The organism is Solirhodobacter olei, from assembly GCF_004010155.1.
Classification (GTDB): Bacteria; Pseudomonadota; Alphaproteobacteria; order Rhodobacterales; family Rhodobacteraceae; genus Solirhodobacter; species Solirhodobacter olei.
In genome coordinates, this window is sequence record NZ_RRYH01000018.1 from 1 (window position 1) to 21797 (window position 21797).

Annotated in this window: 22 protein-coding genes and 1 tRNA gene; 8 read left to right on the forward strand and 15 right to left on the reverse strand. The window is 69.7% G+C overall.

The genetic code is table 11. The features are described from left to right. Window positions 1-156: 156 nt before the first annotated feature. From EIP85_RS13620 to EIP85_RS13635, 4 genes are all read right to left on the reverse strand, one after another. Complete coding sequence (locus tag EIP85_RS13620) at window positions 157-1554, reverse strand: DUF5930 domain-containing protein (protein ID WP_127902745.1); 1398 nt, start codon at window positions 1552-1554, stop codon at window positions 157-159. A 103-nt stretch (window positions 1555-1657) separates the two neighbouring features. Next, the gene (locus tag EIP85_RS13625) at window positions 1658-2971 is read right to left on the reverse strand and encodes an N-acetylmuramoyl-L-alanine amidase (protein ID WP_127902746.1); all 1314 of its coding nucleotides are present in this window, start codon (window positions 2969-2971) and stop codon (window positions 1658-1660) included. Window positions 2972-3179: 208 nt separating this feature from the next. Then, entirely contained in the window at window positions 3180-4439 is a 1260-nt protein-coding gene (locus EIP85_RS13630; protein WP_127902747.1) for an MFS transporter, read from the reverse strand. A gap of 202 nt (window positions 4440-4641) precedes the next feature. Continuing rightward, on the reverse strand, window positions 4642-5565 hold the full coding sequence (locus tag EIP85_RS13635) for a LysR family transcriptional regulator (RefSeq protein WP_127902748.1): 924 nt from the start codon (window positions 5563-5565) through the stop codon (window positions 4642-4644). 78 nt (window positions 5566-5643) lie between these two features. On the opposite strand from EIP85_RS13635, the gene EIP85_RS13640 reads away from it, so the two are divergent. After that, entirely contained in the window at window positions 5644-6540 is an 897-nt protein-coding gene (locus EIP85_RS13640) for an oxidoreductase (protein ID WP_127902749.1), read from the forward strand. Between the two features lie 125 nt (window positions 6541-6665). Here the strand turns inward: EIP85_RS13640 and EIP85_RS13645 are convergent. Together EIP85_RS13645 and EIP85_RS23430 are read right to left on the reverse strand one after the other, a co-directional pair. Next, a tRNA-His gene (locus EIP85_RS13645) sits at window positions 6666-6742 on the reverse strand. Between the two features lie 255 nt (window positions 6743-6997). Next, entirely contained in the window at window positions 6998-7900 is a 903-nt protein-coding gene (locus EIP85_RS23430) for a GNAT family N-acetyltransferase (protein WP_127902750.1), read from the reverse strand. 117 nt (window positions 7901-8017) lie between these two features. Between EIP85_RS23430 and EIP85_RS13655 the strand changes: the two genes are divergently transcribed. Beyond that, window positions 8018-8239, forward strand: a complete 222-nt coding sequence (locus tag EIP85_RS13655) for a DUF6324 family protein (RefSeq protein WP_127902751.1) — start codon at window positions 8018-8020, stop codon at window positions 8237-8239. A 32-nt stretch (window positions 8240-8271) separates the two neighbouring features. Here EIP85_RS13655 and EIP85_RS13660 read toward each other — a convergent pair whose 3' ends face one another. From EIP85_RS13660 to EIP85_RS13670, 3 genes are all read right to left on the reverse strand, one after another. Next, complete coding sequence (locus EIP85_RS13660; protein WP_127902752.1) at window positions 8272-9810, reverse strand: tripartite tricarboxylate transporter permease; 1539 nt, start codon at window positions 9808-9810, stop codon at window positions 8272-8274. Between the two features lie 3 nt (window positions 9811-9813). Next, window positions 9814-10245, reverse strand: a complete 432-nt coding sequence (locus EIP85_RS13665; protein ID WP_127902753.1) for a tripartite tricarboxylate transporter TctB family protein — start codon at window positions 10243-10245, stop codon at window positions 9814-9816. Window positions 10246-10315: 70 nt separating this feature from the next. Continuing rightward, entirely contained in the window at window positions 10316-11314 is a 999-nt protein-coding gene (locus EIP85_RS13670) for a Bug family tripartite tricarboxylate transporter substrate binding protein (RefSeq protein WP_127902754.1), read from the reverse strand. A 174-nt stretch (window positions 11315-11488) separates the two neighbouring features. Here EIP85_RS13670 and EIP85_RS13675 point away from each other — a divergent pair, with 174 nt between their 5' ends. From EIP85_RS13675 to EIP85_RS13685, 3 genes are read left to right on the forward strand one after another with little or no spacing between them, the layout of a single operon-like run. Continuing rightward, window positions 11489-12160: a response regulator transcription factor gene (locus EIP85_RS13675; RefSeq protein ID WP_127902755.1), complete on the forward strand. Its 672-nt coding sequence runs from the start codon at window positions 11489-11491 to the stop codon at window positions 12158-12160. Next, entirely contained in the window at window positions 12144-13529 is a 1386-nt protein-coding gene (locus tag EIP85_RS13680) for a sensor histidine kinase (RefSeq protein ID WP_241560018.1), read from the forward strand. The genes EIP85_RS13675 and EIP85_RS13680 overlap by 17 nt, the downstream gene beginning before the upstream one ends. Continuing rightward, on the forward strand, window positions 13526-14620 hold the full coding sequence (locus EIP85_RS13685; RefSeq protein ID WP_127902757.1) for an ABC transporter substrate-binding protein: 1095 nt from the start codon (window positions 13526-13528) through the stop codon (window positions 14618-14620). The genes EIP85_RS13680 and EIP85_RS13685 overlap by 4 nt, the downstream gene beginning before the upstream one ends. A 9-nt stretch (window positions 14621-14629) precedes the next feature. Here EIP85_RS13685 and EIP85_RS13690 read toward each other — a convergent pair whose 3' ends face one another. The 4 genes from EIP85_RS13690 to EIP85_RS13705 all read right to left on the reverse strand — a co-directional run bounded on the left by EIP85_RS13690 (window position 14630) and on the right by EIP85_RS13705 (window position 18383). Beyond that, complete coding sequence (locus EIP85_RS13690; RefSeq protein WP_127902758.1) at window positions 14630-15160, reverse strand: DUF2478 domain-containing protein; 531 nt, start codon at window positions 15158-15160, stop codon at window positions 14630-14632. Next, complete coding sequence (locus EIP85_RS13695; protein WP_127902759.1) at window positions 15157-16572, reverse strand: mannose-1-phosphate guanylyltransferase/mannose-6-phosphate isomerase; 1416 nt, start codon at window positions 16570-16572, stop codon at window positions 15157-15159. The genes EIP85_RS13690 and EIP85_RS13695 overlap by 4 nt, the downstream gene beginning before the upstream one ends. A 120-nt stretch (window positions 16573-16692) precedes the next feature. Continuing rightward, window positions 16693-17325, reverse strand: a complete 633-nt coding sequence (locus EIP85_RS13700; protein ID WP_127902760.1) for a nucleoside/nucleotide kinase family protein — start codon at window positions 17323-17325, stop codon at window positions 16693-16695. Further along, the gene (locus EIP85_RS13705) at window positions 17325-18383 is read right to left on the reverse strand and encodes a dipeptidase (RefSeq protein WP_127902761.1); all 1059 of its coding nucleotides are present in this window, start codon (window positions 18381-18383) and stop codon (window positions 17325-17327) included. The genes EIP85_RS13700 and EIP85_RS13705 overlap by 1 nt, the downstream gene beginning before the upstream one ends. 209 nt (window positions 18384-18592) lie before the next feature. On the opposite strand from EIP85_RS13705, the gene EIP85_RS13710 reads away from it, so the two are divergent. The 3 genes from EIP85_RS13710 to EIP85_RS13715 all read left to right on the forward strand — a co-directional run bounded on the left by EIP85_RS13710 (window position 18593) and on the right by EIP85_RS13715 (window position 19764). Beyond that, a complete protein-coding gene (locus tag EIP85_RS13710) occupies window positions 18593-19060 on the forward strand; it encodes an Rrf2 family transcriptional regulator (protein WP_127902762.1) in 468 nt (155 codons plus the stop codon). A gap of 107 nt (window positions 19061-19167) precedes the next feature. Beyond that, window positions 19168-19344, forward strand: coding sequence for a hypothetical protein (locus EIP85_RS22805; protein WP_164871735.1), 177 nt, complete (start codon window positions 19168-19170; stop codon window positions 19342-19344). 81 nt (window positions 19345-19425) lie between these two features. Beyond that, window positions 19426-19764, forward strand: a complete 339-nt coding sequence (locus EIP85_RS13715) for a TfoX/Sxy family DNA transformation protein (protein WP_127902763.1) — start codon at window positions 19426-19428, stop codon at window positions 19762-19764. Between the two features lie 30 nt (window positions 19765-19794). Here the strand turns inward: EIP85_RS13715 and EIP85_RS13720 are convergent, their stop codons facing one another. Both EIP85_RS13720 and EIP85_RS13725 read right to left on the reverse strand, forming a co-directional pair. After that, window positions 19795-20256: a DNA polymerase III subunit chi gene (locus EIP85_RS13720; RefSeq protein WP_127902764.1), complete on the reverse strand. Its 462-nt coding sequence runs from the start codon at window positions 20254-20256 to the stop codon at window positions 19795-19797. Window positions 20257-20261: 5 nt separating this feature from the next. Beyond that, complete coding sequence (locus tag EIP85_RS13725; RefSeq protein WP_127902765.1) at window positions 20262-21743, reverse strand: leucyl aminopeptidase; 1482 nt, start codon at window positions 21741-21743, stop codon at window positions 20262-20264. Window positions 21744-21797 lie beyond the last annotated feature (54 nt).

Below are 21797 nucleotides of genomic sequence, written 5' to 3' on the forward strand. Positions count from 1 at the left end.
GATACCGTTCAACCGCCTTTGACGCAGGCGCCCCGGGCCCGACCCGTTGGCTGCGCAGGCGCCTTTGCAGGTCCCAACGGCCGGCTTCTCTCCCCAAGGCTGAATCGGCGGATCCGGGCGGTTCCAGGCTGCTGACCGCCTGCCCCGCCACCTGTCCTATTTCACGATCCGGCCTTCGCGGTGGATCTCGAAATCCGCCACGCGGCGGCCCTGGCTGGGGGCAGCGAGGGCCCTGATGTAGGGCACCGGGTCGACATGGCGGTTGCCGATGCGGATCTCGTAATGAAGATGCGTGCCGGTGGAGCGGCCGGAGCTGCCCATGTCGCCGATGCGCTGGCCGCGGGTGACATGCTCGCCCACCTTCACGCGAACCTGCGACATATGGCCGTAGAGCGACTTCACCCCGAAGGCGTGCTGGATCAGCACCTCGCGCCCGTAGCCGCTTATCCAGCCGGCATGGATCACCACCCCCTCGCCCGTCGCATAGATCGGCGTGCCATAGGCGCTGGCCATGTCGATGCCCGGGTGGAAATTGCTCCTGCCGGTGAAGGGATCGGTGCGCGGCCCGAAGGGCGAGGTGTAGACAAACCTCGTCTTCAGCGGCAGGCCGAGGGGCAGATGCTCTTCCGCAAGACGGTAGTCGTTGAGCGCGCGCAGGCTCTCCAGCAGGCGGTTTGCGGCGCTCACGTCATGGGCGCCCTGCGCGTCATGGGGCTTGAGCGTAAGGGGCGAGAGCACGCCGCCCGACCCGGCGTCGTAGCTTGCCCGCATCTCGGCGACGACGCGCTTCGGATCGAGGCCGATCGACTTGAACATCGTCCCCATCGGCGCGGCGGCGGCGGTGACGGCGCTGTCGAGCTGCGCGAAGAGCAGCGCGTTGCGCTGCTCGATCAACTTGGCGCCGCGTTGGGCGTGCGCGGCCGCGGCCTCGGCTGCCGCATGGCGGGCGACGGCGTCATCGCGGGCGCTCGCGGTCTTCCACAGCTCCGCCGAAATCGCGTCCAGCGTGGCGGCGGCGTCCTCGTCGCGGCCGGCCGTGGTATAGTTCGCGCCGCTGACACGGGTCAGCTTGTGGCGCAGCCGCTCGGCCTCGTCGCGGGCGGCGTCGCGCTGGCGGATGGCGCGGCGCAGGATCTGCTGGACCACGTCGATATCGGTCTGCAGCTCCTTGCGGTGATCCTCCGAGGCGAGCAGCTCGGTCTGCATCTGCGACACCTGGCCAAGCGCGGTCTCGAACCGCTGGGAGGCCGAGGCGATCTCGGCCGTATGGGCCTCGCGGGCTTGGGTCAGCGCCTTCAGCCGACCCTGGAAGATGCCCTGCTCGAGGATCGACTGCTGATGCGCGTCGCCGGCCGAGAGTGTGCCCACGACCATGATCGAGGTGGCCAGGATCGCCCAGCCGATCAGCAGCGCCGAGCCGGCGAGCACCATCACCTGCGCCGAGGGGGTCAGCCGCAGGAAGCGCGTCTCGGTGTCGGACCGCAGGAACACGAGCCGCTCCGGGATCAGGCGCCCGAGGGCCTTGTTCAATCGATGCGAAATCCGTCCGCTCATCGTCCTGTCCGTGTTGCGCCCGCCCGCGGTGCCGGCCCCGGGGTCATGGCGCGGTGCGCCAGTGGATACATATCCGCAGCCCTTGCCGCAACCCGCCGCCCGCTCAATGCCGCAGCAGGGTCGCCTGGGCCGCGTCCTGTCTGGCCCAGTGGTCCATCGCCACGGCGATCGCCTTTTCCATCTTTCCCCGCCAGGCAAGGTCCTGCAGGTTCCTCAGGTCGGCCGAGCTGGAAAGATAGCCGAGCTCAAGCAGCGCCGAGGGGATATCGGGAGATTTCAGCACCGAGAACGCGGCCTCCAGATGCGGGCGGTGGCGCATGCGTATGCCCGCGGCGGTGATCGACTTCACGAGGTCGGCCGCGAACATGTCCGACCGCGGCTGGTTCTCGGTCCGCGCCAGATCCATCAGCACCGTGGCGATGCGGTCGTCGGTATTCGCGAGGTTCACCCCCGCCATGATGTCGTCGCGGTCATGGCGGGCGGCGAGTTCGGCAGAGGCGCGGTCGGTGGCCTTCTTGGCGAGCGTATAGACGGTGGCGCCGCGCGCCTCGCGCGAAGCCTCTGCATCGGCGTGGATCGACAGGAACAGGTCCGCCCCTGCCGCCCGCGCGATCGAGAGCCGCGTCTCCAGCGGCACGAAGACATCCTTGTCGCGGGTCATCACCACGTGAAGGCCGTCGCGGATCAGCACCTCGCGCAGCGCACGCGCGAAGCTGAGGGTGATGTCCTTCTCGTAGATCACACCGTTGATTGAGCCGGGGTCGATCCCGCCGTGGCCGGGGTCGAGCACCACTGTCAGCGGCCGATCGCCGGTCTGGCGGCGCTTGGGCGGGCCGACGGGCGCAGGTTTCGGCAGCGCCCAGCGACCGGAGGAAGGCGCACCGGCGGAGGCGAGAAAGGCCTTGTGGGAGGTTGGGGCAAGCTGCAGCTGCACCATCGCGCCGCCATCGAGGTTGCGCGTCGCCATTTCCGCCTGGCGGACCGCGTAGGGTCCGTCGAGCGCGATCACCATGCGCGACCAGCCCTGCGCGATCGCCCCGGCGCGGACCGCCTTGACATGCCGGGAGCGGGAGAAGGTGGCGGCATCGAAGGCCGACCATTTCACCTCGTGGAAATCGAGGACGAGGCGCGGCGGGTTGGCGAGCGTGAAGACCCGGTAGGGCACCGGGCGCGACAGCGACAGGACGAGGTTGATCGTCGGCTTCGATGTCGGGCCGAAGCCCGCCGCGTGATCGACGATGAAGGAGGTCTTGGGCTGGAACACCGCCAGTGCGGTCAGGGTCTGGTCCGCCCGCGCCTGCGTGGGCCAGAGCGCCAGCACCGGGCCGATCAGCGCGAGCGTCAGGGCCAGCGCCCGCCCGAGGCGCGCGCCCCGCGCCGCCGGCCGAAAGAAGAGATGCCTGCAAGTCCTGTTCATGCGCCTGTCCCGATCCCGGCGCATCTTAAAGACCAAATCGGCGCGGGGTGAAACCGCCCGGGCGGCCCCGACGGGAATGTGACCGGGCCGCGACCGGCCCTCGGCATGATCGCGCCGCAGGCGAAGCCGGCATGGACGACCCGGCAGGCATGGCCTCGACCGGCCGATGCGGCCGATGTTCGAGCGCTGAAGGCGCGGGGCGCGGGCCCTACTCCAGCTCGGCGCCGCTGAAGCTTCGGTGGTACATGTAGATATAGGCGCCCTGGAAAACCGCGGCGATGACGAAGGGAAGCTCCAGAAACCCCGCCTCGAACAGCGCGCCGGTCACCACCGGCCCGACGGAGCGCGGGATCTGCAGCGAGACGGAGGCCGCGCTGGCGGCAAGCCCGCGGCGGTGCTGGCGGACGATGCCGGCCATCACCGCGCTGCGGGCGCCAGTGGTGGAGCGGTTGAAGACACTGCGGAACATGTAGAGCCCGGCCGCGATCCAGAAGCTTGGCGCGAACGGCATCGCGATCAGCATGGCAAGGCCGACAAGCCGCATGATCACCACCATCCTCACCGCGCCGAAGCGGTCGGCGAGACGGCCCGTCACCAAGAGCCCGGCGCCTGACAGGAGAAATCCGAGCGCCATGAGCGAGCCGATCGATGCAGGCCCCTCGCCGAAGCGGATCGCGAACCAGTAAGAGATCAGCGGCCCGGTCATGCCGATCCCGCTGCCGTTCAGCATGTTCGACAGGATGAGCCGCAGGATCATCCCGTTCTCGCGCTTGCGGATCGCGGCCTCAGCGGCATCGGGAAGCGGCGCCGCCTCTGGGGCCGCGTCGCGCAGGCGGGCGGGCCTGGCCTCGCGGTCCTCGGCGCGGGAGATCAGCACGAGACAGACGGCCGAAGAAAGCGTGCAGAGCAGGAACAGCGGCCGGAAGGCGAGCGCACCGGGCAGCACCCCTTGCAGCCACGAGGGCGAGGTCGCCAGAAGCCCGCCGACCGCCATGCCGGCCGCGCCCGCCGCGCCGTTGATGCTGAAGATCCGGCCGCGCGACCCGGCCGGGGCGCTCTGTGCGATCCAGGCTTGCTCGACCGGCGAGAACGGGCCCGCCGCGCCGTTGCCGCCCCGCCCGAAGCCGCCGACGATCCCGGCCAGGCCGATGGCCAGCGGCGCGGCGCTCAGCGCCGCGACGAGGGCGGCAAGAAGCTGCACGCTCTCATATGCCAGAAGGAAGCGGCGGCGGCCGGCGCGGTCGCTCAACGGGCCGACGATCAGCGTCAGCACGGAACCGAACAGCAGCGCCCCGCCAAGGACCAGGCTGATCTCCACCGCGCTCCAGCCGAGACGGTGCAGATAAAGCGAAAAGTCGACGACCAGCGCGCCCTGGCCAATGCTGCGAACGGCCCGGATGCCGATCAGAAGGCGGATCGTCCGCAACCCCGAGTCGGTCTCGGGCGTGATCCCGGTTGTCCGGTTCATGCGCAGGCTACCAGTGTTAGAGACCGCGTGGCCTTACGCCTCTCTTCAGGGAGGCGCGAGGGCCCGGGCGCGCGGTGCCGGACTCGTGATCGCAAAGGCCGGAACGGGAGGCGGCCGCGCCACCCCCTTTCCCCGCCCTCAGCGCCCGTTGACGCGAGCGAGGACCGGGCGCAGCGGGCGGCCGGCGCATGGGCCTTCCCCGCTAGGTGCCACGCTCCGCACCCGGCCCGGCGATGTAATCGACGAAGGCGCGCAGCGGCGGCGGCATGAAGCGGCTGGAGAAATAGAGCCGCGGGCCCTCGAAATCGGACCACCAGTCCTTCAGCACAGGGACGAGCGCACCGCTTTCCAGATGCGGCGCCACCCAGTTGTGAAAGATGCCGACGATCCCCTGCCCGGCGACGGCAAGGTCGATCACCGCATGCGGCGCGGCGGCCCCTACGACAACCCGCGCCGGCGGATCGACCACGAGTACCTCGCCGTCCTTAGACAGTTCCCATGCCGCCAACGCGCCGCTTGCAAAGCGGACGCGGAGGCAATCGTGTTCCAGAAGATCGCCGGGGTGGCGCGGCAACCCGCGACGGGCAAGGTAGGCGGGCGCCGCCACCAGCGCCGAGCGCTGCCGGCGCGGGCCGATCGGCACGGCGATCATGTCCTGCGCCAGATGCTCTCCGTAGCGGATGCCCGCGTCGCAATCCGCCGCCGTCACGTCGATCAGCCGGTCGTCGACCTGCACCTCCATCCGCACGCCGGGATGGGCGGTGAGAAAGCCATCGATCAGCGGCGGCAGAATGTCGACCATCACCGCGCCGGGCACGTTGAGCTTCAGCAGCCCCCGCACCGCCTCGCCCGAGCTTGCCGCCGCGTCAAGCGCCGCCTGCGCTCCGGTCAGAAGCGGCGCAAGGCGCCCCGCGAGCTCGCGCCCGGTCTCCGTCAGCCGGACGCTGCGGGTGGTGCGGCTGAGAAGCGGCACACCCACCTGCCGTTCCAGCCGCGAGACCGTCTCGCTCACCGTCGAGGCCGAAAGCCCGAGCCGCCGCGCGGCGGCACGGAAGCCGCCCGCCTCGGCCACGGCCAGGAAGACCGAGAGATCGTCGAGCGAGGGCTGACCTGCAGTGTTCGGCATGCCGAACAACCTATTCGGAATTGCCCGGATTATCAATCAGCGCTCCTTGCGCCATCTCTGTCGCGAAAGGAGATCTCCATGACCGATCTTACCCCTGCCGCTTCCCCTCCGTCCTCCCCCGCCACCGCCGCCGGGCGCTTCACCTTCCCGGGCACCACAATCACGGTGAACCGGATGGGCTATGGCGCGATGCAGCTCGCCGGCCCGCATGTCTTCGGCCCGCCGAAGGACCCCGACGAGGCGCTGGCCGTGCTGCGCGAGGCGCTCGCGCTCGGCATCGACCACATCGACACGTCGGATTTCTATGGTCCGCATGTCACCAACCAGCTGATCCGCGAGGCGCTGCATCCCTATCCGGAACAGCTGACCCTGGTCACCAAGATCGGCGCCTGGCGCGACGATTCCGGCGACTGGATCCTGGAACGCAGCCCGGCATTCCTGCGCCGCTCGGTGGAGGAGAACCTCGAACGGCTCGGCCTCGACCGGATGGCGATCGTGAACCTGCGCATGGGTGGCCCGGAGGATGACATCATCGCACCGATGCGCGCCATGCGGCAGATGCAGGCGGAAGGCCTGATCGGACATATCGGCATCAGTACGGTGGACATGGCACAGCTAAGGGCCGCGCGGGACGTGGCCGAGGTGGTCTGTGTGCAGAACCACTACAACCTCGTCGAGCGCGGGGACGATGAGATGATCGACTTGCTGGCGGAGGACGGCATCGCCTACGTGCCCTATTTCCCGCTCGGCGGCTTCACGCCCCTGCAGACCGAGGGGCTGCACCGGATCGCGGCCGAACTCGGGCAATCCGCTCAGAGCGTGGCACTGGCCTGGCTGTTGAAGCGAAGCCCGAACATTCTGCTGATCCCCGGCACCTCGCGCCGCAGCCACCTGCGCGAGAACATCGCTGCCGCCGCGCTGGCGTTATCCGACGGGGTGATGGCACGCCTGAACGGCCTCGCCGAAGCGGCCTGAGGGATTTCGCAAGACGTCAAAGCGCCCTCGGTGCCCCGAAAAGGGCGCCGGGGCGCATGCGGTTGAGGTCGCTGGCTGCGGCGCACCAATCCCGGCAAGACCTAAGCATGGCAGATGGGGAGAAGTGGTACCGCCTCCCCGGCTCGAACGGGGGACCCCCAGATCCACAATCTGGTGCTCTAACCAACTGAGCTAAGGCGGCACTGGCGGGGATTTATCGCCACCTCCCCGCGATTGCAAGGGCTCATTGAAGGGCCTCGGCGCCTGCGCCGCGGCTGGTCAACGCGCCCCGGCGAGGACCGGCGAGAGCCCCGGCCAGAGCGCCGCCCCAGGCGTCCCTCCCGACGGGATCACGCCCGAAAGCGCCGACGTGACAGAGGCGAGCGCGACGAATTGGACGATCCGCGCGGGCCCAGAGCGCCGGTCGGCGCCGCCGCGACGAGGCCGCGCGCTGCCCTCACAGCGCGAGCTCCCAGGTCTGGTCGACCACCGCCTGGCCGAAGGCCTGCGTCGGCACGGCCTCTACCATTCGCCAGCCGGTGGCGGCATAGAGCGCGCAGGCCGCGCGGTGGCTCTCATGCGTCCAAAGCACCATGCGGCGGTAGCCGCGCGCCCGCGCGTAATCGGTGCAGGCCGCGAGAAGCCGCTTGCCCAGGCCCGTGCCCCGCGCCGCGGGCTCGACAAGGAAGAGGCGGAGCCGCGCCACCTCCGCGCTTTCCCGCACGCAGAAGATGCAGCCGAGCCGCTCGCCCGCCCGTTCGGCGATCCAGCCGCGCTCGCAGTCCGGGTCATGGCGCTCGATGAAGCCTGCGAGAATGCCCGCCACCAGCCCCTCGAAGCGCATGTCATAGCCCTCGTCGGCGGCATAAAGCGCGCCGTGGCGGGAGATGATCCAGCCCGCGTCGCCGGGGGCGAGGTCGCGCAGCGTGATCTCGCCCGCCCCCTCCTCCAGCAGGCCCCGGGCACGGTCCATCGCGGCGCAGAGCGCCTCTTGCCCCGCCGGGTCGAGGGTGGAGACCATCTCGCCGATATCGCTGCGTGAGCGCTGCACGAGCGGGCGGAAGGCGGCGAGACCCGCGGGGGTCAGCGACAGCAGTGACTGGCGGGCGTCCTGCGGGTCCGGCCGCCGGACGACCCAGCCCCTTGCGCGGAAGCGCTTCAGGATCCGGCTCAGGTAGCCCTCGTCGAGGCCGAAGGCCTGGGCGAGACCGCGGGCGGTCCTGAGCTCCCCCTCCGCCAGCTCGTAGAGCACGCGCACCTCCGGCAGGGTCAGTCCGCTGGAGAGGTAGCTCTTCTCCAGAAGCCCGAGCCGCCCGGTATAGAAGCGGTTGAAGGCGCGGATACGGTCGATGCGGTCCATCGGGCTCCTCCCCCGGCGTAATTGCGAGGAAGAATGACAATTTACTTGCCTGAGTCAAGCAACCTTCGCTTGCCTGCGTCCGCGCCCGGGGCTAGCGAGAGTCAAACGGAGGGCCTCATGAGCATCGACAAGGAAAGCGAGATCGCGGCGAACCTGCAGATCGGGCCGACGACGCTGGGCATGGTGCGGATCTATGTCGAGGGCGAGGGCATGGAGCTGCCGCTCGACTTCGAGCCGGAAGAGGCCGAGGAGATCGCGGAAGAGCTGATGGCCGCGGCCAAGATGGCCCGCGAGATGGCCACGCGCGCGCCGCAGGGCGGCGGCAAGAAGAAGCGCTGAAACAGAGCGGGGCGGCCTGCGGCGCCCCGGGCTTAGTCGGCGTCCATCGCCTCGGCCAGCTCGCCCTTGGCCCGCGCCATCCGCGCCTTCACGCGCTTGCCGACGACGATCGGCAGCAGGAAGCCCACCGCCGCCAGCACCCAGAGCGCGATCGCCAGCGGCGAATGCAGCAGCGCCCCCCAGTCGCCGTTGGAGATCGTCAGCGCCCGGCGCAGGTTGGCCTCCATCTGGTTGCCAAGCAGCACGCCCATGATCACCGGCACCAGCGGCACGTCGAATTTCCTGAGCACCCAGCCGAGCATGCCGAAGACCACCATCTCGTAAAGATCGAAGGTGGAGCCGTTGATGCCGTAGATCCCAACGAAGGAGATCATCGCGACGAGCGGCATCAGGAAGCGCGGCGGGATCAGCAGCACGCGGGCGAAGATGCCGACCAGTGGCAGGTTCATCGCGATCAGCATCACGTTCGCCATAAAGAGCGCCGCGATCAGGCCCCAGACGACATCGGGGTGCTGCGCGAACAGCAGCGGCCCCGGCGTGATGTTGAGCGACAGGAGCACCGCCAGAAGAACCGCAGTCGTCCCCGAGCCCGGCACACCCAGCGCCAGCATCGGCACCAGCGCGCCCCCGGCCGCGGCATTGTTCCCCGCCTCGGGCGCCGCCACCCCCCGCGGATCGCCGGTCCCGAAGGTCTTGTCGCGGTTCGAGATGTTCTTCTCCGTCGCATAGGCCATGAAGGAGCCGAGCGAGGCCCCTGCCCCCGGCAGCACGCCCGCAACGAAGCCAATGACGGTCGAGCGCAGCATCGCCGGCGTGCAGTGTTTCAGCACCGCCCAGGAGGCGACCGGCCGGCCGATCGCGACCTTGCCATGGACTTCGCCCTCTCCCCGGTGCTCGAGGAAGATCAGCACCTCGGAGAGCGCGAAAAGCCCGACGATGGCGACGAGGAAGTCGATCCCGTCATAAAGATGCACCGTCCCGAAGGAGAAGCGCGGCACCCCGGTCTGCCCGTCCACCCCGATCATCGCGATGCCGAGGCCGAGCGCGGCGGCGAAGGCTGCCTTGGCCTGGTTGGCAGAGGAGATCCCGCCCAGCGTCGCGAAGGCCAGCACATAAAGCGCGAAATACTCCGCCGGCCCGAAGAGCAGCGCGACCTTGACGAGCTGCGGCGCCAGGAACACCAGCCCCCAGGTCGCGATGAAAGAGCCCACGAAGGAGGCGATGCCCGAGATCGCCAACGCCTCGCCCGCCTTGCCCGCCCGGGCCATCGGATAGCCGTCGAGCGTGGTCATCACGGCAGGCTCGTCGCCGGGTATGTTTAGCAGGATCGAGCTGATCCGCCCGCCGTACATCGCCCCGTAATAGACCGAGGTCAGCAGGATCAGCGCCGCCGTCGCGTCGAGCCCGAGCGAGAACGAGAGCGGGATCAGGATCGCCACCCCGTTCGAGGGGCCAAGCCCCGGCAGGGCGCCGATGACGGTGCCCAGAAGGCAGCCGATGAAGGCAAGGCCGAGGTTCTGGAAGGTCAGCGCGACCTCGAAGCCATGGCCGAGCGAGGAAAACACGTCCATGGCTCAGATCCCCAGGAATCCCTTGGCCAGCGTCAGGCCAAGCAGCAGGTGGAAGACGACGTAGATGCCAAGCGCGATGGCGATCCCCGCCAGCGCCGCCTGCAGCGCCGAGGCGCCGAGCCGCCAGGAGAAATAGGCAGAGGCCAGCGCAGTCGCGAAGACGAAGCCCAGATCCGGCAGCAGCATCGCATAGGCCACCATGACGGCGACGGCGACGGCGATCTCAAGAAGCCGGCCGGCCGAGGGCCAGTGCGGCCGCGCATCGGGCCGCAGGATCACGGCAAGGCTCGCCAGCGCCAGAAGCCCGCCGATGATGAAGGGAAAGCCTTTCGGCCCGACCGGATCGGAGATGAAGCTCTCCTGGATCCGCGTGGCCTGCCAGATGTAGAAGGCGGCCAGCGCAAGGCCGACACCGCCGAGAGCGCGATCACCCATAGTCTTCCTCCCCCCGGATGATGAGATGCGGGCGACAGGGCCGCCCGCATCCGAAGCCTGCGTGAACCGCTTACTTGATCAGGCCGATTTCCTTGGAAATCGTCTGGATGTCACTGATCGACTTCTTGACGAAGGCTTCGAACTGCGGCCCGTCGAGGTCGAGCGGCGCGAGCCCGTTCTGCTCCATGACCTTCTTCCACTCGGGCGAGGCATAGACCTTCTTCACCGAAGCGACCCAGAACTTGTAGGCGTCATCCGACATCCCGCCCGGGGCGTAGAAGCCGCGCCAGTTGGCGCCGACAGCGTCGATCCCCTGCTCCTTGGCGGTCGGGAACGCGTGGAAGGCGCCCGGCAGGCGTTCCGGCGCCAGCACCGCGATCACCCGGATGTCGCCCGAGTCGACAAAACCCTTGGCTTCCGAGGCATCGCCCGTGAAGGCCTGCACCGAACCGGCGAGAAGCTGCGTGATCGCCTCGCCGCCGCCATCGAACGGAACGTACTTGATCGAGCGGAGGTTGTTGATCCCATCGGCTTTGGCCGCGATCAGCACCTTCAGGTGGTCCCAGCCGCCCACGGCCGAACCGCCCGCGATGGAGACCGAGGTCGGGTCCGCCTTGATCTTGGCGAAGAGCTCCGGCAGCGTCTTGATCGGCGAATTCTTGGCGACGGCGATGACGCCGTAATCCGCGCCGATCGAGCCGACCCAGCGCATCTGCTCCATCGTGTTGCCCGGGAAGGCGCCGGTGGCAAGCCGGGTCGCCGTGGCAGAGGAGGCCGCGACGATCAGGTTGTTGTCCTTCGAACGCTTGGAGACGACCTCGGCATAGGCCACGCCGCCGCCGCCGCCGGCGAGGTTGGTCACCTGCATGGTGCCCGGGATGATCTTGAGGTCCTGCATCACCTTTCCGACCTGACGGCAGGTGAAGTCCCAGCCGCCGCCGGGCGCCGCAGGGGCGATGCATTCGGCGTTGCCGGGCTCGAACGCGGTCGAGGGGCCGGCGAGAAGCGCGCTGGCGGCAAACGCGAGCGCGAGGCCCCGGCCGAGGCCGGGAAGTCGGATATTGAGCATGTGTCTCCTCCAGGTCTTTCGGACCGGCCTTCTCCCTTGGGGGCCGGAATGGGGCCTTCTAGGCCGCGAGCCTGTCACGAACCTGTCATCGCCGCCCTTCCGCAGCCCCCCTGCCCGCCCTATAGTCGCGGACCGGAAGAAGGCCGGCACAGCCGGCAGGGAGGAATTGGGCCGATGCGGCTCCTGCTCGTCGAAGACACCGAGGACGTGGCCGAGGCCGTCGTCGCCGGCTTCGCCCGCCGCGGCGATGCGGTCGACCATGCCGGAACCGTGGCCGACGCGCGGGAGCTGATCGCGCTGCAGGACTATGACGCGGCGATCCTCGACATCGAGCTGCCCGACGGCACCGGGACAGAGATCCTGCGCGCGCTGCGCGCATCGGGCAAGCCGACGCCGGTGCTGATGCTGACCGCGCGGGCGAAGGTCGACGACCGGATCAGCGCGCTCGACAGCGGGGCGGATGACTATGTCGTCAAGCCCTTCGATCTGCGCGAGATCGAGGCCCGCGTCCGCGCGCTGACCCGCCGCGCCGGGCCCGACCGCGCAGGGACGGTGGAAATCGGCAATGTCAGCTTCGACCCGGCCGCCTGCACGCTGTCCGTCGACGGCCGGGCGGTAGCGCTGACCCGGCGCGAATTCTCGCTGTTCGAGACGCTCTTGGCGAACCGCGGCCGGGTGATCCCGAAGGAGCGCATCCTCGAACGCATGTATGCCTTCAACGATGAGCCAGTCGGGACCAATGCGGTCGAGCTTTACATCGCCAGGCTCCGCCGCAAGCTCGAGGGATCGAGCCTCGCCATCAGGACCCTCCGCGGCCTCGGCTACCAGCTTGTCACCGATCCCTGATCCCGCGCCCCGCGCGCTCTCGCTGGCCGCCCGCCTCGCCGCCACGCTCGCGGCGGTGCTGGCGCTCGGCGGTCTGGCAGTGGCGCTCGCCGCCTTCGCCTATGGCCGCCATGCCGCGCAGGAAAGCTACGACCGGCTGCTGATCGGCGCGGCGAACCAGATCGCGGGTTCGATCACCATCCGCGACGGCGCGCCGCTGGTGGAACTGCCGGTGGCGGCGTTCCAGCTGCTCTCGCTCGCGCCACAGGACCGGATCACCTACGCAGTCTTCGGCCCGGACGGTGCGGTGATCACCGGCTATGACAGCGTAAGGTCGCCGCCGAAGGGCGAGACCTTCTACAATGGCCGCTTCACCGGAGAGCCGATCCGCCTCGTCCAGGTCCACCGCCGCTTCGCGGAGCGGCATTTTTCCGGCACCGTCACCGTCGTCGTCGGCCAGACGACCCGGTCGCGGGCCGAGCTTGCGTGGCAGATCACCCGCGGCGCGCTGACCGCGGCGGGGCTGGCCTGGCTGGTGATCTGCCTGCTCGCGGTCTTCGCCGTGCGCTCCTCGCTGCGCCCCCTGCGGCGGATCGAGCGCGCCCTCGGCGCCCGCGCGGCGCAGGACCTGACGCCGATTTCCGTCGCCGTCCCGGCGGAGATCGGCAGCCTCGTTGCCACCCTCAACCGCTTCATCGCCCGGCTTGACCGGCAGGTGGCGACGATGCGCACGCTGATCGCCGACACCTCGCACCAGCTCCGCACGCCCATAGCCGCGCTACGGGTGCAGGCGGAACTGGCGGCGGAGGAACAGGACCCCGACCGGCTGCGCGGCATCCTGGCCCGGATCCACGACCGCGCCGCGGGCCTCGGCCGTCTGACCGACCAGCTTCTGAACCACGCGCTGATCATCCACCGCGCCGATGCCGCCGCACTCGACCGGATCGACCTGCGCACCGTCGCGATCCGCGCCGCGGAGGAGACCGACCACGACCTCTTCTCCACCGGCGCGGAGCTGGAACTGGACTTGCCGGAGGAGGCTGTGCCCTGCCTCGGCGACACTCTCTCGCTTGTCGAGGCTACCAAGAACCTCGCCGGCAACGCCCTGCGCTACGGCCGCGCGCCGGTGCGGCTTTTCGTGCGGGCGACGCCCGCGGGACCGGAGATCGGCACGGCCGACCGCGGCCCCGGCATCCCCGAGGCGCATTGGCCCGACGCGGCAACCCGCTACGCCCGCAAGACCGGCGTCTCGCCGAAGAGCGCCGGCCTTGGCCTTGCCATCGCAGCCGCCGTGGCGCGCGCCCACGGCGGCACGCTTGCCTTCGCGCGCCCCGCAGCGGGCGGGTTCGAGGCGGCGATCCTCCTGCCCCCGCCGGGGGGCCGCCGATGATCCGCGCACTTGTCCTGCTCCTCGCCCTCCTCGCCGCCCAGCCGGCCGCCGCCGCACCGCTGGCGCCGGAGGCCACGGCCCATTACGGCCCGACAACGGCACCGCTGCGCAGCCTGCTGGTGCGCGGCACCACCGATATCGCGCTTTTTGCCCCGGTCCTGCGCGCCTTCGCCGAGGCCAACCCCGGCATGGCCGTCGGCTATGAGCAATGGGGGTCGAACCCACTTTACGAGGCCGCCGCGAAAGCCTGCACCGGGCGTTTCCCGGTGGCCGACCTGATCATCTCCTCCGCCGTCGACCAGCAGGTGAAGCTGGTCAACGACGGCTGCAGCCAGCCCCACCACTCCGCCGCCGTCGCCGCCCTGCCGGACGACCTGATCTGGCGCGACGAGGTCTTCGGGATCACCCGCGAACCGGCGGTGATGGTCTACAACCGCACGCTGGTGCCGCCCGGAGAGGCGCCGCACAGCCGCTTCGATCTGCTGGACCTCCTGCGCCCGGAGCACAGCCGCTATGCCGGGCGCGTGGCAACCTATGACATCGAGGCCTCGGGACTCGGTTATCTCTTCGCCTTCGCCGATTCCGAGCAGGCCACCACCTTCGGCCAGCTCATCGAGGCCTTCGGGCGGACCCGTGCGGTGGCCACCTGCTGCTCGGCCGAGATCATCGACGGCGTGATCTCGGGCCGCTACCTGATCGCCTATAACGTGCTCGGCTCCTATGCGCTGGAACGCGCGGCGCACAATCCCGAGCTGGTGGTGGTGGCGCCCGAGGATTACACGCTGATGCTGTCACGCGCGGCGCTGATCCCGTCGCGGGCGAAGGATCCGGCCGGCGCGGGGCGGCTGGTGGATTTCCTGCTGTCGCCCGCCGGCCGCAGGGCGCTCTCCGCCACCCACCTGATCGTCAGCCCGTCCGAGATCTACGCCACCCAAGCCGGTGGCGACGGCGGCACCGGCACCTCGCTTCTCAGGCCGATCCCGCTTTCACCGGTCCTTCTGGTTGGTCTCGACCGCCAGCGCCGGGCACAGTTCATCGCTCTCTGGCGCAAGACCTTCGGAGAGGACAAGACCACCTTCGTAGAGAAATAGCCCCCGCCCTCAGGCGGCAGTCCGCGCGGCGCCGATCGCGCGCCGCGCCCAGGTGAGGATCGCCTCCGGCTCCGCCGCCACCCGCTCGGTCCCACCGGTGAAATCGTCCCAGGCTGCCGCGTAGTCGTCCTTCAGCAGGGCGAGCACCGGAACGCCCCGGAGCGCCGCCTTCTCCAGCGCCGCGCGCAGGCCGCCGCCCTCCGCCTCGCCCCGCCCAAAGCGGTTGAGGATCAAAAGATCCACCGGCCCATCGAGCGCGGCGAGAAGCCCCGCCGCGACCTCCGCCAGGGCCGAGGGGTCGAGCGCGCAGGCCGTCGCCCCCGCGCCCAGATCCTGGGTGATCGCGCGCCGGGCGCCGGTCGTCACGTCCTCGACCAGCGTGACGTCACGCGCGCGCCCCGGCTCCGCCCGCTGAACATGACCGCATGGGCGAAAGCCTTCGGCCCTCAGCCGCGCCGCGGCCTCGGCCAGCGCGTCATCGGCCGCGCCGCCCCCAAGGCAGCGGATCGCGGCGATGAAGGGCGCGGCGTCCTGCGTCATGTGCGGCTATAGGCGTCCTCGTAGCGCACGATGTCGTCCTCGCCGAGGTAGCTGCCGGTCTGCACCTCGATCAGCACCATCGGCACCTTTCCCGGGTTCTCCATCCGGTGGACGGCGCCGAGCGGGATGTAGACGGACTGGTTTTCGCCCACGAGCTGCTTCTTGTCGTCGATGGTGACCAGCGCGGTGCCCTCCACCACGATCCAGTGCTCGGAGCGATGCACGTGGCTCTGCAGCGAAAGCGAGGCGCCCGGCGTGACCACGATCCGCTTGACCTGGAATCGCGACCCGATGACGAGGCTTTCGAACCAGCCCCAGGGGCGGTGGTCGCGCGGCAGGGTTTCGGCCTGTTTCGCGCCCTTCTTCTTCAGTGCCGCCACCGCGCGCCGCACCTCCTGCGCGCGCGACATGTCGGCGACCAAGACCGCATCGGGCATGGCGATGGCGACGATATTGTCGAGCCCGATGCCGACGATCTCCTGCGCCGCGGATTCGGACCGCAGCAGCGTGTTCTGACAATCGAGCGCCACCGCGGCGCCATTGGTGACAACGCCCTGCGCATCGGGTCCCGCCTCGCGCCAGACCGCGTCCCAGCCGCCGAGATCGGACCATGCGCCCTCGAAGGGCAGTACCGAGAGGTTTGCCGCCCGCTCCATCACCGCGTAGTCGATGGAGAGGTCGGGCAGCGTCGCCCAGGGATCCTTGGCGAGCCTGAGGAAGCCGAGGTCGGCCCTGGCCTCATCTACCGCCGCCTCGACGGGAGCGAGGAATTCCGGCGCATGTTCGGCAAAGGCCGCCCGTATGGTCGAGGCCTTGAAAAGGAAGATCCCGGCATTCCAGAGGTAGCGGCCCTCGGCCAGCATCTCCACCGCCCTCGCCTCGCCGGGCTTCTCGACAAAACGGCTCAGCGGCACCGCCTCCCCGCCCGTCGGCGCCTCGGACAGTTCCAGATAGCCATAGCCCGTCTCCGGCCGGTCGGGACGAATGCCGAATGTGACGATGCGCCCGGCCTCGGCCGCCGGCACGGCGGCGGCGACGGCGGCGCGGAAGGCCGCGGCATCGGGGATCACATGGTCGGAGGGGGCGACGAGGATCATCGCCTCGGGATCCTTCGCGCCGAGGTGGACCGCGGCGGCCAGAACGGCGGGCGCGGTGTTCTTGGGCTCCGGTTCGATCAGCACCGCGCCCGGGTCGATCCCGGCCTCGGCCATCTGCTCGGTCACGATGAAGCGGAAATCGGCGCTGGTGATCACCGCCGGCGGCTCGAATTCCTCTCCCGACAGGCGGCGGGCGGAGGCCTGGAACAGGCTCTCCTCGCCGGTCAGTGCGGCGAATTGCTTGGGATAGCTCTTGCGCGACAGCGGCCAGAGCCGGGTACCGGAGCCGCCGCAGAGGAGGACGGGATAAATCATCGAACGAACCTTTCCGTTTTGGAAATCGGAATTGGCAGAAGGTCTAACGCCTTGCGTCCTGCGAGAGAACCCCCGGCACGGGATCGTCACGCCCTTACACGCGGATCGCCGCCGGGCCGCTCAGTTCGCCAGCACCAGATCGGCCGGCCGGCTGCGGGCCCGCACCAGGCGGCCATTGGGCAGATCGTTCTCCTCCATCTTGGTGCGGACCACCCCGGGGGGAAGGCCGTAGCCCTGCCAGCGCGCCTCCAGCCGCTGGCGCAGCATCGCCTCGGGCACGTCGAGCCGCACGGTGAGATCGAAGAGCCCGTCGAGACGGTCCCAGGGGGGCATGTCCAGAAGCAGGTAGTTGCCCTCCGCCACGATCAGCTCCACCGAACGCGGGATCAGCCGTGCGCCTGCGCGGGCGATCTCGATCGCGCGGTCGAAGACCGGCACCGCGACCTCCTCCTCGGCGTTCCCGCGCAGGCGGACCAGCATGGCGGCGAAGCCGCCGACATCGAACGTGTCGGGGGCGCCCTTGCGCGCGCGGCTGCCGCGCGCCTCCAGCACGGCGTCGTCGAAATGATAGCCATCCATCGGCAGCACCGCCGCGCGGCCGGGCACGCGGGCGTTCACCGCCTCAACCAGCGCCTCGGCGACATGGCTCTTGCCCGAGCCCGGCGCGCCGGCGATGGCGACGATCCGCCGGCGCCCCGGCGGCAGGTCGGACAGCAGGCGCGACAAGGTCTCGATGTCGGTCCTTTCCTCCATCAGCCCCCCCAGGTCCGTTCCAGCACACCCAGCCAGTTCTCGTGGCAGAGCTTGCGGATCAGGGGCGCGCCGTAGCCATGCGCGGCCATGGCCTGCTGCAGTGCCGGAAGGCCGGTGACATCGCCGATCTCCTTCGGCACCAGCGCCCCGTCGAAGTCCGAGCCGAGCCCGACGTGATCCTCGCCAAGGTTGGCCAGAAGATGATCGAGATGGCGCATCACCGGCTCCCATCCCATGTCGGGGGATTTCTTTCCGTCGGGCCGCAGGAAGACTGTGGCGTAGTTCAGCCCCACCATCCCTTTCGACTCGCGGATCACGGCAAGCTGCCGGTCGGTCAGGTTGCGCGCCGAGGGGGTGACGGCATGGGCGTTGGAATGGGTCGCGACCAGCGGCGCGTCGGAGATCCGCGCGACATCGTCGAAGCCCTTCTCGTTCAGGTGGCTGAGGTCGATCAGGATCTTCAGCTGGTTGCAGGCCCGAACCAGGGCCTTGCCCGCCTCGGTCAGCCCCGGCCCGGTGTCGGGGCTGGCGGGGAAGCCGAACGGCACACCATGACCGAAGATCGTCGGCCGGCTCCAGACCGGCCCGAGCGAGCGCAGCCCCATTGCGTGGAAGACATGGAGCGCGTCGAGCCCCCCATCAATCGCCTCGGCGCCCTCCATGTGCATGATTGCGGCAATCACCCCGCGCGACAGGCAGTCTCGGACCTCGGCCACGGTGCGGCAAATCCGGAACTTCCCGCCGCTCGCCCGCTCCATCCACATCAGATGGCCAGCCATAGCCAGGGCCACTGGCTGCGCCGTCTCCAGCGGGACCGGCGGCGGCAGCGGCACGGCATAGGGCGGGTTGTCCATCATCGCCTCGTAATCGGGCGCGTCCGTGGTGACCGGAGACGGGATGTAGATCGCGAAAAACCCGCCCGCGAAGCCCCCCGCCTGCATCCGCGGCAGATCCAGATGCCCGCGGCCCTCGCCGGTCAGCCAGATCTCGTCGCGGCGGTCGGGCGCCCGGAGCAGGCGCAAAAGAAAGTCGTTATGGCCGTCGAGGACCGGGATCATGGCAGCGTCTCCTTTTCGGCCCGGGGACGGGATGGTCCGGGCGTCGTGCGGGATTGTTCTGGAGCGCGCGGAGAGGCGCAAGCCCCAAGCGACGCCACCGCGCTTCGCCCTGCTGCCTGCGGCCAATCCTCACGCGTGCGTGATCCAGATCAAGGAAATTCCCCACGAATCAATGCATCCAAGACACAGGTTTAGGGAGGGAAAGCGCGATGCGTCTGACGATCAGAACCAACCTCGCCCTGCGTACGCTGATGGCCTGCGCGGTCAACGAGGGCAAAACGCTCCGAAAGCACGAGATCGCAAAAGCCTGCAACTGCTCGGAAAACCACCTCGCCCAGGTGATCAATACGCTGGGCCAGCTCGACTTCGTCCAGACCGTACGCGGCCGCAACGGCGGGCTGCGCCTCGGCCTGCCGAAAGACCAGATCACCGCCGGCGCCGTCTGCCGCGCCTTCGAGGCAGGCGTGCCCTTCGCCGAATGCTTCGAGCCGGCGGCCAACTCCTGCCCGCTGACCGAGGTCTGCGTTCTTCGAAAGGCGCTAAAGGCCGCGCTCGAGGCCTTCTACGCCTCGCTCGACCGCATCACCCTGGCCGATCTGGTCGAGGATAACGAAGGTTTGAACCGACTTCTGTCACTTCCGGCGGAGCCGCGCCGGATGGCCGCCAGCTGCCCTTGACTTCCCCCTCCGCCTGCCGCATTGCCGCCGCATTTTGAAACCAGGCTGTTCGAACCTGGGGAAAATGCAGCATGGCGGTCTGCCGACCGCCGGTATGGAGCAGTACCATGGCACGGCGCGACGACAGCGCAACCCAGCAGCAGCAGGCCGAGATCCCACAGGACTCCGCCCAGCCCCCCAAATCCCGGCAACGCCCGCGCGAGACCGACGAGCGCCGCCGTTCCGACACCCCGACCCCGGCGCAGCGTCCGACGCCGATCATCACCGACTGGGCCTCGATCTAGGCAGGCTTTTCGGCGGGCGCGCGGCGGTCTAGGCTCGGCGAACTCGAAACCTCCGACCGACCGGCCTGCCCCGCACCCCCGATGCCCTCCGCGATCTCGACCATCCGCAACCTCGGCCCCGCAAGTGAAGCCGCCTTCGCCCGCGCCGGCATCGGCTCGGCTGAAGCTCTGCGCGCGCTCGGCCCCGATGCCGCCTACGCGCGGCTTCTCGCCGCCGGCGAGCGGCCGCATTTCATCGGTTATTACGTCCTCGTCATGGCGCTGCAGGGCCGGCCCTGGAACGATTGCAGGGGCGCAGAAAAAGACGCCCTGCGCGCCCGCTTCGACAAGCTGAAGGCAGAGGCCGCGCGGCCCGGCCCGGGCGCCAACGCCGCGATCGAGGCCGAACTCGACCGCATCGGCGTGATCCCCCGCCGGTAGCCCCGCGGTTAGAACCCCGGCCCGGGGGCTTCAGCCGCGCTCAGCCTTCTTCTGCCAGCGCCCGTCTTCCTCCGACCAGTATTGCGCCGCCGTCCCGGCATCGGTCAGCGCCTTCCACTGGCCGCGCGCACGCTCCACCGCGGCGTCGTCATTGCCGTCGAAGAGAACGCAGAGCCGCTCCAGCCCAGCCGCCTCCGCCTCCGTCACCTCCGCCCCGTCGATCGCCATCACGCAGGCGGCGTTGTTCGGGCAGTCAGGGGCGGTGGTCAGCAGCACCGGCTGGTCCGCGTCATGCGGTCCGCCGGCGAGGCCATGCGGTAAGAAACCCTCCTCCGGGCCGAGCCAGAGCTTCTGGTCCAGCCAGTCCATCCGCGCGGCCTCCCGCCCCCGGACGGCAACGCGCCAGCCCTGGGCCAGCGCGCGATCGATCAGCATCGCCAGCGCCTGTTCGACGGGCGAGCGGGTCAGGTGGTAGAAATAGGCCGCGCCCACGCGCCCTAGCCCTCGAAGCGGTCGCGGATCAGCCGGTCCAGCGTGCGCACGCCCCAGCCGGTCGCGCCCTTCGGCGCAAACGTGCTGTCGGTCTTCAGAAGCGCCGTGCCCGCGATATCGAGATGGATCCAGGGCACGTCAGGCTTCACGAAGCGCTGCAGGAATTGCGCCGCAGTCACCGCGCCCGCGGGGCGCCCGCCGACGTTCTTCATGTCGGCGATGCGGGATTTCAGCATCTTGTCATAGGCGTCGCCGAGCGGCATCCGCCAGGCACCCTCGCCCTCCGCCGCCGCAGCCTTCAGAAGCGCGTTGCAGAGCGCGTCGTCATTGGCGAAGACGCCGGTGTTCTCATGCCCGAGCGCCACGATGATCGCCCCGGTGAGGGTGGCAAGATCGACCATCCCCGAGGGCTTGAACCGCTCCTGCGCGTACCAGAGCACGTCGGCCAGGACGAGACGGCCCTCCGCATCGGTGTTGATCACCTCGATCGTGTCGCCCTTCATCGAGCGCACAACGTCGCCCGGCCGCTGCGCGGTCCCCGAAGGCATGTTTTCGACCAGCCCGACCAGGCCCACGACGTTGGCCTTCGCGCGGCGCAGCGCCAGCGCCCGCATCGTGCCGGCGACAACGCCCGCGCCGCCCATGTCCATCGTCATGTCTTCCATCCCGCCCGGCGGCTTCAGCGAGATCCCCCCGGTGTCGAAACACACGCCCTTGCCAATCAGCGCGAAGGGTGCCGCGCCCTCGGCCCCGCCCTTCCACTGCATCACCACGACCTTGGAAGGGCTGGCCGACCCCTGCCCAACGCCCAGCAGCGCGCCCATGCCGAGCTTGGCCAGCTCCGCCTCCTCGAGGATCTCGACATCGAGACCGAGGTCCTGCATCGCCGCAAGCCGGGCCGCGAAATCCTCCGTCGTCAGCACGTTGGAGGGTTCGTTGACGAGGTCGCGGGTGAAGAACACTCCCTCGACGACAGCCGCCATCGGGGCGGCGGCCGCCGCCACGGCCTCGGGTTGGGCGCAGAGGAAAGTGACCGTCCCGCGCGGCTTCTGCTCGGCGGTCTTGTGCGGGGTGAAGTCGTAATCGCGCAGCGCCAGCCCCTCGGCGATTTCCGCCGCGCGCGGATGGCTTCCGGCGAGAACCAGCAGCGCCGCCGTGCCACGCGCCCTGGCGATCGCGGCCCCGGCCTTGCGCGCCTCGGCTGCCGGCGCGCGCGGGTCGAGGCGGACGATCTGCACCGCCTCGGCGGCCAGCCCCGCCGGCCAGGCGAGATCGGTGGCATCGCCCGGCTTCAGCGCGCGGAACGCCTCGGAGGCCAGGAACCGCTTCAGCGCCCCCCGCATTGGCCGGTCGAGCTTGCGCGCGATCGCGGGCAGCCGGCCCGTGCCATCGGCCTCCGCCCCCGCGAAGATCACGATGCGGCCGGCAAAGCCCGAGACCTCTACGCCGTCCTGCGGCTGGAACTGGATTTCGGTGGGGCTGGTCATGAGGGACTCCGGGGCTCGTGGCTTGGAAACGCGCGGAGCCTAGCTGCTGCCCCG

Bases quoted from the DNA above. Each gene is read 5' to 3' on its own strand.
- EIP85_RS22805 (WP_164871735.1), top strand. From the start codon at position 19,168: ATGGCACGGCGCGACGACAGCGCAACCCAGCAGCAGCAGGCCGAGATC.
- EIP85_RS13700 (WP_127902760.1), bottom strand. From the start codon at position 17,325: ATGGAGGAAAGGACCGACATCGAGACCTTGTCGCGCCTGCTGTCCGAC.
- EIP85_RS13665 (WP_127902753.1), bottom strand. From the start codon at position 10,245: ATGGGTGATCGCGCTCTCGGCGGTGTCGGCCTTGCGCTGGCCGCCTTC.
- EIP85_RS13675 (WP_127902755.1), top strand. From the start codon at position 11,489: ATGCGGCTCCTGCTCGTCGAAGACACCGAGGACGTGGCCGAGGCCGTC.
- EIP85_RS13655 (WP_127902751.1), top strand. From the start codon at position 8,018: ATGAGCATCGACAAGGAAAGCGAGATCGCGGCGAACCTGCAGATCGGG.
- EIP85_RS13690 (WP_127902758.1), bottom strand. From the start codon at position 15,160: ATGACGCAGGACGCCGCGCCCTTCATCGCCGCGATCCGCTGCCTTGGG.
- EIP85_RS13715 (WP_127902763.1), top strand. From the start codon at position 19,426: ATGCCCTCCGCGATCTCGACCATCCGCAACCTCGGCCCCGCAAGTGAA.
- EIP85_RS13625 (WP_127902746.1), bottom strand. From the start codon at position 2,971: ATGAACAGGACTTGCAGGCATCTCTTCTTTCGGCCGGCGGCGCGGGGC.
- EIP85_RS13670 (WP_127902754.1), bottom strand. From the start codon at position 11,314: ATGCTCAATATCCGACTTCCCGGCCTCGGCCGGGGCCTCGCGCTCGCG.
- EIP85_RS13725 (WP_127902765.1), bottom strand. From the start codon at position 21,743: ATGACCAGCCCCACCGAAATCCAGTTCCAGCCGCAGGACGGCGTAGAG.
- EIP85_RS13695 (WP_127902759.1), bottom strand. From the start codon at position 16,572: ATGATTTATCCCGTCCTCCTCTGCGGCGGCTCCGGTACCCGGCTCTGG.
- EIP85_RS13705 (WP_127902761.1), bottom strand. From the start codon at position 18,383: ATGATCCCGGTCCTCGACGGCCATAACGACTTTCTTTTGCGCCTGCTC.
- EIP85_RS13710 (WP_127902762.1), top strand. From the start codon at position 18,593: ATGCGTCTGACGATCAGAACCAACCTCGCCCTGCGTACGCTGATGGCC.
- EIP85_RS13620 (WP_127902745.1), bottom strand. From the start codon at position 1,554: ATGAGCGGACGGATTTCGCATCGATTGAACAAGGCCCTCGGGCGCCTG.
- EIP85_RS13685 (WP_127902757.1), top strand. From the start codon at position 13,526: ATGATCCGCGCACTTGTCCTGCTCCTCGCCCTCCTCGCCGCCCAGCCG.
- EIP85_RS13640 (WP_127902749.1), top strand. From the start codon at position 5,644: ATGACCGATCTTACCCCTGCCGCTTCCCCTCCGTCCTCCCCCGCCACC.
- EIP85_RS13635 (WP_127902748.1), bottom strand. From the start codon at position 5,565: ATGCCGAACACTGCAGGTCAGCCCTCGCTCGACGATCTCTCGGTCTTC.
- EIP85_RS23430 (WP_127902750.1), bottom strand. From the start codon at position 7,900: ATGGACCGCATCGACCGTATCCGCGCCTTCAACCGCTTCTATACCGGG.
- EIP85_RS13660 (WP_127902752.1), bottom strand. From the start codon at position 9,810: ATGGACGTGTTTTCCTCGCTCGGCCATGGCTTCGAGGTCGCGCTGACC.
- EIP85_RS13630 (WP_127902747.1), bottom strand. From the start codon at position 4,439: ATGAACCGGACAACCGGGATCACGCCCGAGACCGACTCGGGGTTGCGG.